Source organism: Staphylococcus sp. 231237_7MaSpsaltlick, assembly GCF_043107035.1.
Map to the genome: position 1 here is coordinate 21932 of NZ_JBICNX010000015.1, position 13260 is coordinate 35191.

The window sequence follows — 13260 nt, forward strand, 5'->3', positions numbered from 1 at the left end:
TGACAATTCTACAATAGCTAAATTTATAGGAACTGACAGAAATCTGTGTTATATAAAAATAAAGGCTAAAACATGACGTATTAAATGATTACGTTTCTGTTTTAGCCTTTATTTATTAAATACTTTATAACTTATTGAATTAAGTTATGTTGAAAAGCGTAAATAACAGCTTGCGTTCTATCTTGCACTTCTAATTTACTTAAAATATTACTTACATGTGTTTTAACCGTTTTAATTGTAATATGTGAAGCACTTGCAATTTCTTGGTTTGAATAGCCTTTTGCAATTAACAATAATATTTCCATCTCACGCTCTGTTAGCATTTCATATAATTCTGCGCGTTGTTTCATCCTATTTCTCATCTTAACTAAAACTTCCGCTTCAAAAACCGACTCATTATTATAGGTTTTTCTGATTGCTTCTGCAATATCACTAGCGCTTGTTGTTTTTAAAATATAACTATCCACTCCTGAATCAAGCGCACGATATACTTCGTTATCTTCTATATAACTTGTAAGCATGACTACTTTCATATGAGGTAAATCTTTTTTCACTTGTTCGGTTGCTTCAACACCGTCCATATCATCCATTAATAAATCCATTAATATTAAATCTGGATTCAATTGGTGTGCCTTTTCAATTGCTTCCTTTCCGGACTTCCCTTCTCCTACAACATCAATATCTGGTTGTGTTGATAAATAGCTAGATATTCCAATTCGGACCATTTCATGATCATCCACAAATAAAACTTTAATCGGCATATGAATCCTCCTTATTTAATGGGGCTTTAACTTCAATTCTAGTACCTGCGTCAGGTAACGATACAATATGAAATGTGGCACCAATCTCAAGTGCACGTTCACGCATATTTTTCAAGCCATAACTTTGTTCTACTTTATCATCTACATTAAAGCCTTTACCATTATCTTGTATTCTTAATAATAAGTAATCATCTCTATTGAATAACTCTATAGTCACTTTAGTTCCTTTTGAATGTCTTAATGTATTAGATATAGCTTCTTGTGTAATTCTAAATAAATGGTCTTCAATGCCTTTAGGCACTTTAAATTCCTCTATATCATATACAACTTTCATCGGTACTTTTTTCTGTAAATCTACAACTAAATCTTTGATACCTTCACCAAGTGATTTATCTTTCAAACCTATAGGTCTTAAATGTAGTAATAAAGCTCTCATCTCTAATTGAGAATCTTGTATCATTTTTTCTAGCACTGGGATTTGTTGATCCAATGGTGCTTCTAATTTTGTTTCTTTTATTGCTGATAACATCATACTAGCTGCGAACAACTGTTGGCTCACGGAATCATGTAATTCACGTGCCAACCTTTGTCGTTCATCCTCAATAATTTTTTTAACTTTTACGTCATTAATATTATATGATTCATTAGTTAAATTTTGCGTTTTCATCCTTAATTTATGTACTTCTTGATTTAAAGGAACTAACGTTTGATATAACTCGATAGTTTCATTGTACAATTCAATATTTTGGTCATTTATACCTACAGTTTGCCCTTCTATTGATCTTTCTATCTGGTCTTTTAACCAATGGTTTTGTTGATTAATTTTATAGGCTAATACAGAACCTACAATAATACACAGTAAAATAACCATTAAGTTTAGAAATAGTAAGACGGGAATCCCAAATATTTGCGTATAAAACATACCTTGAAAGTACATGATGTTAACAAATACTTTATCTATAAAAAATATAGCAAAAAACGTACTATAAACTAATATCAACATTGAACCTATTGCTCTAATGTAGTGATTCATTTATAAACCACCTCAACATCGCCCAAGAAGGACGAAACATAAATGTTCACAGCATAATTATCTTCTTTAGTCTCCTCAACAATCTTGATATTATTATTCTCAACTTTGTAAGACGTTTCATTTACATAGGCATTACCATACAACGTTGTGAAATGTAAGATTATATTGTAGTTCAATGGTACGATAATTTGTACTTTTCCAATAATATGACGGATAACTAGAGTATTATTCTCCTTAATATTAGCAGCTTTTGACATATCAATATGAATATCTCCAATACCATGTTGTACTTGAATATCTTCCCACTTATAAACATATACAGGCGTACGTTGTTCACCAAACCATTTTTGCTTTATAAAATCTGGCGTATCTACCTCTTCTTCAGTAGCAGTAATCTTCAATGGTCTAAATCTATAAATAATATATCTTACGATTAATACAATTAAAAATACAAATAAAATTATAATTGTGTATTTATTTGAAAGTAACGTAAACGCAATCAATAATACCCCTATCCAAAACGAGAGTAGTCCACGTACTTTATGAAAATAAATATAACCTACATAAACTAAAATACAACCAAGTAATAAGACAAGTAAAAAGCCAATTTTTTCAAAGAAAATATAGTAAAAATTGGCAATAATCATCAATGCTGTAAAAACAATAAGCATCTCTGTCGATATATATTTATGAGTCATGTTTCGCCACCTTTCTTCAAGCGACTAAACTAATGCGTTTGATTAAATCACACTCAGTTTCAATATTTGCTCTTTCAACTGCTTGTTGTGATAGATCGGATTCGATTCGAGCGTAGTCTGCTTCCATTTCATTTAAGTCGTTTTTTATTCTATCTATTTCGATATCCTCAATCTCTTGAGCGCAATAAATGTAATCTTCATCTATCATTTCAATATATTTGTTTTCTAATGATAAAGTTAAATTATCAATTAATTTTCCTACATAAACTTTTCTTTCGATTAAATAATTTATGTACATTTCAATACTTCTTAATTTTCTATCTAAATATTGTCTATATTCTACTAAACTAGTGTAAAAAGTGTTTTTAGTCATTTTTTCTAAGTAAGTCTTAATATAATTCATAGAATCACCTCATGATTGATTAAATTCTATTATAAAAAACATCCGGAACCTTTAATATAGGCTCCGGAACCATCTTATATTAGGACTTTAGACCGAAACACTATCTAATCTATTTTAGTAGTTAATACTGGTCCATCTTTTGTCACAATGACAGTATGTTCAATTTGAGCCACAAAACTTTTATCTTTGGTTTCAAACGCCCATTCATTTTTCCCTTCAGTAACATAAGTTGCCTTTGTAGAAATAAATGGCTCTACTGCTATGACTGTACCTTCTTTTAGTAATGTTTTGTCTTTTGGTTCATAATAGTTCATCACGTGGTTTGGCGCTTCATGCAATGATTGTCCAACACCGTGCCCAGTTAAGTTTTTTATTACAGTAAGGTTGTTTTTACGGGCTGTTGCATGCACTGCTTTACCAATTTGGCTAAGTTTTGCGCCAGGTTTAATTCTTGTCATAGCTGCTTCAAAAGCTTCTAATGCTACATCACAAACTTTTTGTTTCAATGGATTATCGGCTTCACCAACAACAAATGAAATACCTGTGTCTGCATAATAACCGTTTTTCAAGGCAGACACATCAATATTCACTAAATCACCTTCGTTTATTTTACGTTTACCAGGAATGCCGTGTGCAACTTCTTCATTTACACTAATACATGTTTGGCCTGGGAAGTTTTCATCGTGGATTGGTGCTGAGATTGCACCATGTTCTTCAAACAATACTTTTGCTATGTCATCTAACTCTTTAGTAGTTACACCGGGTTTAGTAGCAGCTTGCATTTTATCTCTAATTAAAGCACATATGTAACCAATATCTTTTAAAGCTGTTAATTCTTCTTCTGTTTTTACGATCATATTATCCCGTTCCTTTTTATAAATTATATTCTCCCTTATTATAGCAGAATTTTTTTGATATAATAAATTAGAAAATTTTAACATGTATAGTTTAACATTTTATGGAAAGAATGACATGACTACTTTTAATATTTCATATTGATTTGGCTACTATACATACCATTAGGAGTTTTTCTATGAATGACATTTGGTATAAAAAGATTATCGGTGCACGAACAATCAAAACAGGATTAGCTACATTTTTAACTGCATTTTTCTGCTTAGCCTTAGATTTAAACCCTATTTTTGCAATTTTAACGGCAATTGTTACAATTGAACCAACTGCTAAAGCTTCTCTGAAAAAAGGTTATCGAAGACTGCCAGCAACTATTATTGGCGCATTATTTGCCGTAATATTTACTTTTATCTTCGGTGATCAATCACCTTTTGCTTATGCTTTTAGTGCAACATTCACAATCATTTTATGTACCAAGTTAAACTTACACGTGGGTACAACTGTCGCTACACTAACTGCAATGGCCATGATTCCAGGTATTCACGATGCTTATTTCTTTAATTTCTTTTCCAGACTTTTAACAGCCATAATAGGCCTTGTAACTGCAGGTCTTGTGAACTTTATTATTTTACCTCCGAAATATTATGATCAGTTAGAATCTTCAATAAATACTTCTGAACGTAAAATGTATGCTCTTTTTGATTTAAGAATGCGGCAACTTTTACTTGGTAAATTCACCAAAAGCGCACCTTATCGTCAATTAAATGCTTTGGTCGACATCAACCAAAAAGTAGAAACGTTATTGGCTTACCAAAAAGATGAACTTAGTTACCATAAGCATAATGACTCTGACTGGTTACGGCTAAAGTCATTAACAACTAGATCACACACAAACAGATTATTTATAACTCATTTGTCCAATTTAGTGTACTTACCAAAAGATACTATTGTAACATTTACGCACGATGAAAAATTGGCCATCTTATATATTGCACAAAGTATAAATAATATCTATACGACTGGCCATTTTGAACGCCAACCACGCCACGCTTCATTACTCAAAACATCAGTCAAAGGTTTAGATGAGTTTGATGAAAATCAAATTAAAAGTCATATCATCTATGAGATATTATTAATTTATCGAATCTTAGACCATCGTTTTGCCTCATAAATTATAATTAGTTAATCATTATACGATAGCGTGAGTATTCAGCTAATTATACATATAAAAAGAGTGGTACAGAAATCGTTTTTGACTAAAATGATTTCTGTACCACTCTTTTTTGCATAATTTGTAGTCTACCCTATCGCATTACTATAAACGTTTAATTAATTGTTTTTCTGTACACGCTCAACAATGACTTGTTTAGCAGCTTCTTCTTCTGTATTATCCACTTGTTTAGGCTCAAATTCTATACCTTTGCGCTCACAAGCTTTCTCTAACAAGTAATCTGTAATTTCATGATTTTTTGGTAAAATTGGACCATGCAAATACGTGCCTAAGAGATTTTTGTAATGTATACCTTCTGCCGCTTCATCATCGTTATTACCGTAACCATGTGTTACTTTCCCTAAAGTGCCATAGGAATGGTACGTGCGCCCGCCGTGATTTTCAAAGCCAACAATTGTACCAAAAGTCTCGCTTTGTATAACGATATCACCAGTTAGACGTTCTTTTTGTGATTCTGTATAAAAGTCTAATATATCTAAGCCAGCGAGTTCTGTACCATCAGGAGTGATATATTTAGTTCCCAAAAATTGATACCCTCCACAAATCGTTAGACCTGGCATACCATCTTCTATTGCTGCTTTTAAAGCATTTTTAATTTTGCTTAACTCTTTTGTTGCAAGAGTTTGTTCTCTATCACTTCCACCACCGATAAAGAATATATCACAACCATCTAAGGTGATACCTTCTGTTTCATTAACATCTACAACATTTAATTTAATATTTCTTAATTTGGCACGTTGCTTTAATGCTATAATGTTACCTATATCACTATATAAGTTTAATTTGTCTGGCATAAAGTGGTAAATCGTTAATTCATTCATTTCACTTTGACCTCCTCAAATGAGTGGTTTAATTGTTCTAGCATTGGTGCAAGTGAAGTATAATTTGGAATTGCCACGGTGAAACTTTCTTTATAATCCATTGTTTTAGCCGTAGCTTTATATATATCTTTTTCCAAAATGATTGGAACATTAACACCAGCAAGTTTCAATCTTAATTGCAATTCCTCAGCACGCGTACCTGTCACAATAATTGCTTCAATCTGCTGTCTGGTTAATTTTTCAAAATCAGCATCATATATCCATGATGTATCTCTACCATCGGCAGCATTATCATTTAAACTCAATACATAAACTTTACTACCAGTTAATTGTTCTCCCACAGATAAGCTTGCATTCATTCCAGCAGGGTTTTTGGCAAGATTAATCATTGCCTCTTTGCTATCTTTTTTAAAATATTGCATACGGCCATTGTCAGAAGTATAAGTTTCAAAACCTTGTCGTATACCTTCATCATCTAAACCTAATTCTCTTAAGACTGTGTATGCTGCTATCGCGTTATACGCGTTAAAATCACCAGCTATTTTCATATTAAATGTAGTAGTTCCTACATCTAAATTAATAAATGGCGTAAGTGTAAACTGAGATACTTCGTATTTTGTATCTTCACGTTTAAATCCGCATTCACAATGATAGTGTCCAATTTGATTATATTGTACATAATCATAATGTAATAAGCGGCCACAGTTTGGACAATAACGACTTTCATTCATTGTACTTTGCTCAAATTCATGTGCGTGTGCTTTCATCCCATAATAAACAACTGTATCACTAGCTATTTTTAACCTACTTACAAATGGATCATCCGCATTTAACAGCAACTTAATTCCCTTATTATTAATTGCGTTTGCTATATTATTGACCATAATATCGATTTCGCCAAAACGGTCCATTTGGTCTCGGAAGAAATTCGTAACAACCATCATTGTCGGTGTTACTTCATTAAGCACTCTTGGAATTGACCCTTCATCTATCTCAATAACTGCAATTTTTGTATCTTTATTATTTTGCAAAATAAAAGCTGACGTTATGCCAGCAGCCATATTTGCGCCTTCATTATTATGTATAATTTCAATATCATTAGCTCTTAATGTATGACCGATTAAATTCGATGTCGTCGTTTTCCCATTTGTTCCACTAATGAAGACAATCTCATCAACCTGAGAAGCTAATTTTCGTAATATATTTTTATCTATTCTTCTAGCAACTTGACCTGGCAAATCTGTACCTTTTTTACCGGCTACTCTACTCGCTTGCCTAGCCATTTTTGCTAATCGGGTTGCAGTCCAATGTCTCATATACTTCCTCCTCTACTCTTCACTAGAATATTATAACATGATTATGTTGTATTCCAAACAATTCTAAATCTAAATTACTATAGCATTTTTACTATCTGTGTTACGTATAATTTACTACTATGAATAGTTTTGATATACTTAAAAAAAAGCATTGGAGGCTTATTAATTATGTTAAATGAAGACTTATTGAATGCGTTAAATGAACAAATGAATCATGAATTTTACGCAGCTCATGCATATATGGCTATGGCTGCTTTCTGTGATGACAATTCTTATGAAGGATTTGCTAACTTCTATATCCAACAAGCGAAAGAAGAACGTTTCCACGGTAAAAAAATATACGACTACATTAATGATCGTGGTGGCCATGCGCTCTTCAGTTCTATTCCTGCACCAAAAACAGAGTTCTCAAGTATTTTAGAAACGTTTAAAGATGGTTTAGCGCAAGAGCAAGATGTAACGCGTAGATTTTATAATTTATCTGATTTAGCTAATAAAGATAAAGACTACGCAACAATTTCTTTCTTAAATTGGTTCTTAGATGAACAAGTTGAAGAGGAAGCTATGTTTGAAACACATATCGATTATTTAAATCGTATCGGTGATGACAGTAATACACTTTACTTATACGAAAAAGAATTAGCTGCACGTTCTTTCAACGAGAACGCTTAAACTTTCTTGGACATTAAACAGTAAGTAAGATATTTGTGCCACGATATTATTCAAGCATAAATATCTTATTTTTATACTCCATGCCTAACTTTGGCACATCATAAAAGGGAAAAGTCTAAGAATCAATTTTTGTTAAAATGATTTTTATGCTAATCCCTCTTTTTTATATCTTTCCACAATTAGTAATATTTAAACAAACTATTAATGCCACTTCGAATAGTCTTATTAACTTGACTAGTTAAGCATATTTATATAAAGTCATTACATATTAATATTAAGAAAGGAACCATATAAAATGACTTCAGATGCCTTTATTGCTTTAGATTTTGAAACAGCAAATGGGAAACGAACGAGTATTTGTTCGGTTGGTATGGTTAAAGTTATTAACCATCAAATAACAGAAACGTTTAACACCCTTATTAATCCTAATGACTTCTTTTCACAACAAAATATTGCAGTACACGGTATTCATCCCGAGGAAGTTGCAGATGCCCCTACTTTTAAAACTGTGTATCCATACATGTTGAAATTTATAGGTGATTTACCAGTAGTAGCGCATAATGCGGCTTTTGATATGACTGTGTTACACGAAAGTATTAGAGCATTGGGAATTGAAACACCATGCATGACTTATTTTTGTTCACTTCAATTATCACGAAGAACAATTCATAACCACCGTTATGGTTTAAATTATATGATGCAATATTACAATTTAGACTTTCACGGACACCATGATGCACTAAATGACGCTAAAGCTTGTGCTATGATCACATTTAGACTTCTAAAACACTATGACAATTTACCAAGTATGCTTAAGGTATATGGTAAAGATCTTAGAGATAAAGACTAAATATTATTAAGACATATAATTTGATGAAACTATATAACAATAAACACCTTTAAATATAATCATAAATTGTCATGTTTTCGAATGTGGCTTTTTCTAGGTTCCCAACAGTCACCCCTATAAGTCTAATAGGTGTATCGGAATCTTTTAATTCAGTATATAAACTATAAGCAATATTATAGATATCCGTCTCGTTCCGAACAGGATCACGTAAGCTACGTTGCTTAGATAATGTTTCAAATTTAAATGTCTTTATTTTAACAGTTACTGTTTTACCTGATTTATGCAATTTAGCTAACCGTTCTGCTGTTTTATTACTTAACTCCCAAACTTTTTGTAATATTTCTTCATCATCGTTCATATCAGTAGCAAACGTTCGTTCAGTACCAACAGACTTTCTAATTCTCGTTGATTTAACTGGATTATGATCTATGCCCCTTGCCTTGTTATATAAACCATGACCTCTTTTACCAAACAGCCTAATCAGTTCTCGCTCGCTTTGATCATACAAATCCTGTCCCGTATATATATTATGCTCATGCATTTTTCCCTTCGAAGCCTTTCCAACACCTGGGAAGTCACCAATGTCTAACTCCATTAATATCTTGTGTACATTGTGGTAATCAATTACAGTTAAGCCGTTCGGTTTGTTCATTCCACTAGCCAACTTTGCTAGAAACTTATTGTAAGAAACACCTGCTGAAGAAGTAAGTTGTGTCGCTTCAAAAATATCTCTCCGTATATATTGTGCAATATGAGAAGCAGGTAAATCCGGTCTAACAAGGTGTGTAATATCTAGATAGGCCTCATCTAATGAAAGTGGTTCAACTATGTCAGTATAACTTTTAAAGATATTCATAATTAGTTCTGATGCTTCTCTATAAGCTTCAAATCGAGGCGTCACGTAATATCCGTTAGGACAAAGTTTATGTGCCTGAGCGGTGGGCATTGCAGAATGGACACCATATTTTCTTGCTTCATAAGATGCTGTAGAAACAACGCCTCTACCACTTGCTTTACCACCTACAATAACTGGTTTCCCTTTTAATTTAGGGTTATCCCTCATTTCAACTTGCGCAAAAAAATAGTCCATATCAATATGAATAATTCTTCTCTCTGACAATTACCTCACCTCCTCTTTTTATGCTAGTATTAATTCTTTCTATTACTTATATCTTACAATTTACTATATTTTAATTCTTCAAATTTGCTCATTAAAAAAGAGCTAGTCCTAGTTATTGAAATAAATACTGAACGTATCGTCAATATATATTTTAATACTAGAATCCTAACTCTTTAATTAAAAATGATTTATATTAAATATATGCTATTTTGCTTCTGTTTGTAACTCCTGGACTGAAGCTTTAGTGTAAAATATAATACCATCTTCGGTGTCTTCAATCAATTGCACATTTTTATTGAATGCGCCTGATAGAAAGTACAAATCCAACACACAATATCCTATATGGAAACATGCAATAAATATAAGTGATGAATATGCAAAGAAAGAAAATAGTATTAATAATGCACTTGTAATGATGACTAATGGAGCTAACATGATGCTGATGTACTGCCATTTTTTGAAATAAACATTTGGCATATGTGTTGTCATTAAACCTAACCGAATACGATATGTAGGTTTATTACCTTTTGAAAATATTCGAAACATAACGTTGTGAATAAATTCATGTAAGAAGTATACAACTGCAAAACCTATTATACCAAGCAGCAAATTTAAAACAATATTCTGTTCAATAATATGTGTCATTGAATAAGCCAATTTATAAGATACTAAAATGCTAATCATCACAATTGTAAATTGAAATAAGATAAAGCCTTCAAGCGCCTTTTTGCTCGAAAACAAATCAATTTTGAACATCAGTCAACCCTCCATGTCATTCGTTATTACCTAGAGTATACAACGATTATCTCCACTAATAAAGGGCTTTTCAAGAAAGTTAGTTGCTTGTAATTAAATTTTAACAAACTTACTCAACTTGCAATAATCTGCAATACTCAGTAAACAACTAATTAATTAATTTCACAATTACTATATATAACAAAACATCACATTAATCTAATGGGTTAAACTTAAAGTCGTTCAAATTGTGCAACAGTTTCAACATGTGTCGTATGTGGGAACATATCTACTGGTGTGATTTGCGTTAATTTATAATGTTGTGCTAGTAATTGAGCATCGCGTTGTTGTGTGGATGGATTGCAGGAAATATAGACAATCTTTTTGGGTTTTAATTCTAATAATGTTTCCAAAAATGTTTCGTCGCACCCTTTGCGAGGTGGATCAACCATTACTACATCTGGTTTAATTCCTTCCGATTCCCATTTTAAGATAACTTCTTCAGCTTTGCCACAGACAAAAGTAGTATTTTCGAATTGGTTTATAGTCGCATTTAACTGTGCGTCTTTAATTGCCTCAGGAACAACTTCAACACCATAAACATGTTTCGCTTTCGGAGCCATGTATAATCCAATAGTTCCAATCCCGCAATACGTATCAAGCACAACTTCTTCACCTTGTAGTTCTGCATATTCTATAGCGCGTTGATATAATTTTTCAGTTTGTATTGAATTAATTTGATAAAATGATTGGTCATTTATTTTAAATGTAACATCAGATAATGTATCTTCAATCTCATCTTTTCCATATAAAGTATATGAGTCATTTCCCATAATCACATTAGAATGTGTCGTATTTATATTTTGTTTAATACTGACAATTTCCGGAAAGGTAGCAATTAATCTATCTGTTATGATGTCACTTTGTTTAAATTTTTTACCGTTTGTGACAAATATAACCATTAATTCTCTTGAGTGGTGCCCAGTCCTAATGACAACATGTCGCATTAAGCCTTGTTTTTGACGTTCATTATAAACGCTAACATTAAGTTCATTAAACCATGCTTTAACCTTGTTTATTACGTCTTGATGTAAACTGTCCTGTATTAAACATTCATCCATATCGATTATGTCATGACTACGTTGACGATAAAATCCGGTTATTACTTCATGCTCATTATTTTTACCTACTGGAATTTGGGATTTATTTCTGTAATACCAAGGATTATCCATCCCGACTGTATCATGTATCACAACATCTTTAAATCCTGCTTTACGTTGGAATAAATTTATTACTTGTTCTTTTTTCATATCTAATTGCGCTTGATAAGTCATATGCTGTAATTGGCAACCACCACATTTATAATAATATATACATGGTGGTTCTACCCGAGATTCACTTTGTTCTTTAATAGTTATTAATTTACCTATAGCAAAATTCTTTTTCACTTTAATCACTTTAAATTCAATTACTTCATTAATTAACGCATTAGGAACAAAAACAGGATAACGATCGAATTTAACAACACCATGACCTTCATGTGTTAAATCTACAACTTTCCCCTCTACGACTTCGTTTTTTTGAATTGCGTTCATTATTTCACCCCACACTAAAAGAGGTTAGGAATATTTATAGACTGACCTAACCTCGTAGTTTATTATATATTTTATTGTTCAACTATTTCTTCGTTCTGTATGTCACTCGGTGTAAACACTTCAATGTGTTGTTTTAAATTCAAGAAGTTACCGGGTAATTTGCCACCATACTCACCGTCTACATTAAGTTGCATATCAGTAAAGGATGAAATGCTTATAGATTTCGCTTTCTTATAATGGACTTTTGGATGTTTTGTATGCTCACCTCTAGATGCTAAAGTCATTATATGACCAAGCTCTGCAAGGTTCGCTTTTTCAACGATAATTAAAGTAAAATAACCATCATCTAATTTCGCATCGGGTACTAATTTCTCGAAACCTGCCATCGAATTTGTCAGGCCAAGTAAAAATAAAAGCGCTTCGCCTTGAAATAATTCATCATCATATTCAATGCGGATATCTACTGCTTTCATTTGCGGTAACATTTCAAAACCTTTTATATAATATGCAAACGGTCCAACGATGGATTTTAATTTACTCGGTGTTTCATATGAGACTTGGGTTAATTGTCCTCCTGCAGCTAAATTAATAAAATAGCGACTATTCATTTTCCCTATATCTACACGCGTAATGTGACCTTCAATGATGACGTCAATGGCGCTCATTATGTCAGTAGGTAAATGTAACGCACGACCAAAATCATTAACAGTGCCCATTGGAATGATACCTAAACTCGGTCTATTGGCTTTTTCTGCTATACCATTAATGACTTCATTTAAAGTGCCATCGCCTCCTGCAGCTATAAGTACATCGTAATTTTGTTCTAAGCAACGTGTCGCTTCTGTTGTAGCATCTCCGACTTTTTCAGTTGCATAAGCACTTGTTTCAAAGCCTGCTTTTTCTAATTTAATTAAAACATCTGGTAATGTACGTTTAAAAAGTTCTTTTCCAGATGTTGGGTTATAAATGATTCTAGCTCGTTTTCTCATAATTTATCCCTCAACTTCGTATACTCATTACCTATATTAAATGATTTACATAGATGATAAAAGCATTTTAGGTTAAATTTTAAAGAAAATATAGAACGAAGTATTTATAAATTGGGAGTGGAACTTTAAGTTACTACCAATATAATGATTAAGGCTGAGACAATTAAATTGTCTCAGCCTGTAC

At 32.2% G+C, this 13260-nt stretch carries 14 protein-coding genes; 3 read left to right on the forward strand and 11 right to left on the reverse strand.

Annotated elements, in window-relative coordinates:
• Nucleotides 1-131 precede the first annotated feature (131 nt).
• The 5 genes from vraR to map form a co-directional block, all read right to left on the reverse strand.
• On the reverse strand, nucleotides 132-761 hold the full coding sequence (vraR, locus tag ACF91D_RS21695; RefSeq protein WP_017723494.1) for a response regulator transcription factor VraR: 630 nt from the start codon (nucleotides 759-761) through the stop codon (nucleotides 132-134).
• Nucleotides 751-1794 carry a sensor histidine kinase VraS gene (gene vraS, locus ACF91D_RS21700; RefSeq protein ID WP_069792526.1) on the reverse strand — a complete coding sequence of 348 codons (1044 nt, stop codon included), beginning with the start codon at nucleotides 1792-1794 and terminating at the stop codon, nucleotides 751-753. Before vraS ends, vraR begins: the two co-directional genes overlap by 11 nt.
• On the reverse strand, nucleotides 1791-2492 hold the full coding sequence (gene vraT / locus ACF91D_RS21705; RefSeq protein ID WP_039069018.1) for a cell wall-active antibiotics response protein VraT: 702 nt from the start codon (nucleotides 2490-2492) through the stop codon (nucleotides 1791-1793). Before vraT ends, vraS begins: the two co-directional genes overlap by 4 nt.
• 16 nt (nucleotides 2493-2508) lie before the next feature.
• Nucleotides 2509-2895, reverse strand: coding sequence for a hypothetical protein (locus ACF91D_RS21710; protein ID WP_327621044.1), 387 nt, complete (start codon nucleotides 2893-2895; stop codon nucleotides 2509-2511).
• A gap of 104 nt (nucleotides 2896-2999) precedes the next feature.
• Nucleotides 3000-3752 carry a type I methionyl aminopeptidase gene (gene map, locus ACF91D_RS21715; protein ID WP_039069016.1) on the reverse strand — a complete coding sequence of 251 codons (753 nt, stop codon included), beginning with the start codon at nucleotides 3750-3752 and terminating at the stop codon, nucleotides 3000-3002.
• Between the two features lie 176 nt (nucleotides 3753-3928).
• On the opposite strand from map, the gene ACF91D_RS21720 reads away from it, so the two are divergent.
• Nucleotides 3929-4918: an FUSC family protein gene (locus ACF91D_RS21720; RefSeq protein ID WP_039069014.1), complete on the forward strand. Its 990-nt coding sequence runs from the start codon at nucleotides 3929-3931 to the stop codon at nucleotides 4916-4918.
• Nucleotides 4919-5076: 158 nt separating this feature from the next.
• On the opposite strand, the gene gatD is transcribed toward ACF91D_RS21720, so the two are convergent.
• Both gatD and murT read right to left on the reverse strand, forming a co-directional pair.
• On the reverse strand, nucleotides 5077-5799 hold the full coding sequence (gene gatD, locus ACF91D_RS21725; RefSeq protein WP_069792525.1) for a lipid II isoglutaminyl synthase subunit GatD: 723 nt from the start codon (nucleotides 5797-5799) through the stop codon (nucleotides 5077-5079).
• The gene (gene murT, locus ACF91D_RS21730) at nucleotides 5796-7115 is read right to left on the reverse strand and encodes a lipid II isoglutaminyl synthase subunit MurT (RefSeq protein WP_039069011.1); all 1320 of its coding nucleotides are present in this window, start codon (nucleotides 7113-7115) and stop codon (nucleotides 5796-5798) included. The genes gatD and murT overlap by 4 nt, the downstream gene beginning before the upstream one ends.
• 168 nt (nucleotides 7116-7283) lie before the next feature.
• Here murT and ACF91D_RS21735 point away from each other — a divergent pair, with 168 nt between their 5' ends.
• Nucleotides 7284-7787, forward strand: coding sequence for a ferritin (locus ACF91D_RS21735; protein WP_327621045.1), 504 nt, complete (start codon nucleotides 7284-7286; stop codon nucleotides 7785-7787).
• Nucleotides 7788-8082: 295 nt separating this feature from the next.
• Nucleotides 8083-8637, forward strand: a complete 555-nt coding sequence (locus ACF91D_RS21740; RefSeq protein ID WP_039069008.1) for a 3'-5' exonuclease — start codon at nucleotides 8083-8085, stop codon at nucleotides 8635-8637.
• 49 nt (nucleotides 8638-8686) lie between these two features.
• Here the strand turns inward: ACF91D_RS21740 and dinB are convergent, their stop codons facing one another.
• The 4 genes from dinB to ACF91D_RS21760 form a co-directional block, all read right to left on the reverse strand.
• The gene (gene dinB, locus ACF91D_RS21745) at nucleotides 8687-9757 is read right to left on the reverse strand and encodes a DNA polymerase IV (protein ID WP_039069007.1); all 1071 of its coding nucleotides are present in this window, start codon (nucleotides 9755-9757) and stop codon (nucleotides 8687-8689) included.
• Nucleotides 9758-9961: 204 nt separating this feature from the next.
• Nucleotides 9962-10513: a DUF3267 domain-containing protein gene (locus ACF91D_RS21750; protein ID WP_069792523.1), complete on the reverse strand. Its 552-nt coding sequence runs from the start codon at nucleotides 10511-10513 to the stop codon at nucleotides 9962-9964.
• 212 nt (nucleotides 10514-10725) lie between these two features.
• Nucleotides 10726-12087: a 23S rRNA (uracil(1939)-C(5))-methyltransferase RlmD gene (gene rlmD / locus ACF91D_RS21755; RefSeq protein ID WP_107549562.1), complete on the reverse strand. Its 1362-nt coding sequence runs from the start codon at nucleotides 12085-12087 to the stop codon at nucleotides 10726-10728.
• A gap of 71 nt (nucleotides 12088-12158) precedes the next feature.
• A complete protein-coding gene (locus ACF91D_RS21760; protein WP_017723481.1) occupies nucleotides 12159-13076 on the reverse strand; it encodes a diacylglycerol kinase in 918 nt (305 codons plus the stop codon).
• Nucleotides 13077-13260 lie beyond the last annotated feature (184 nt).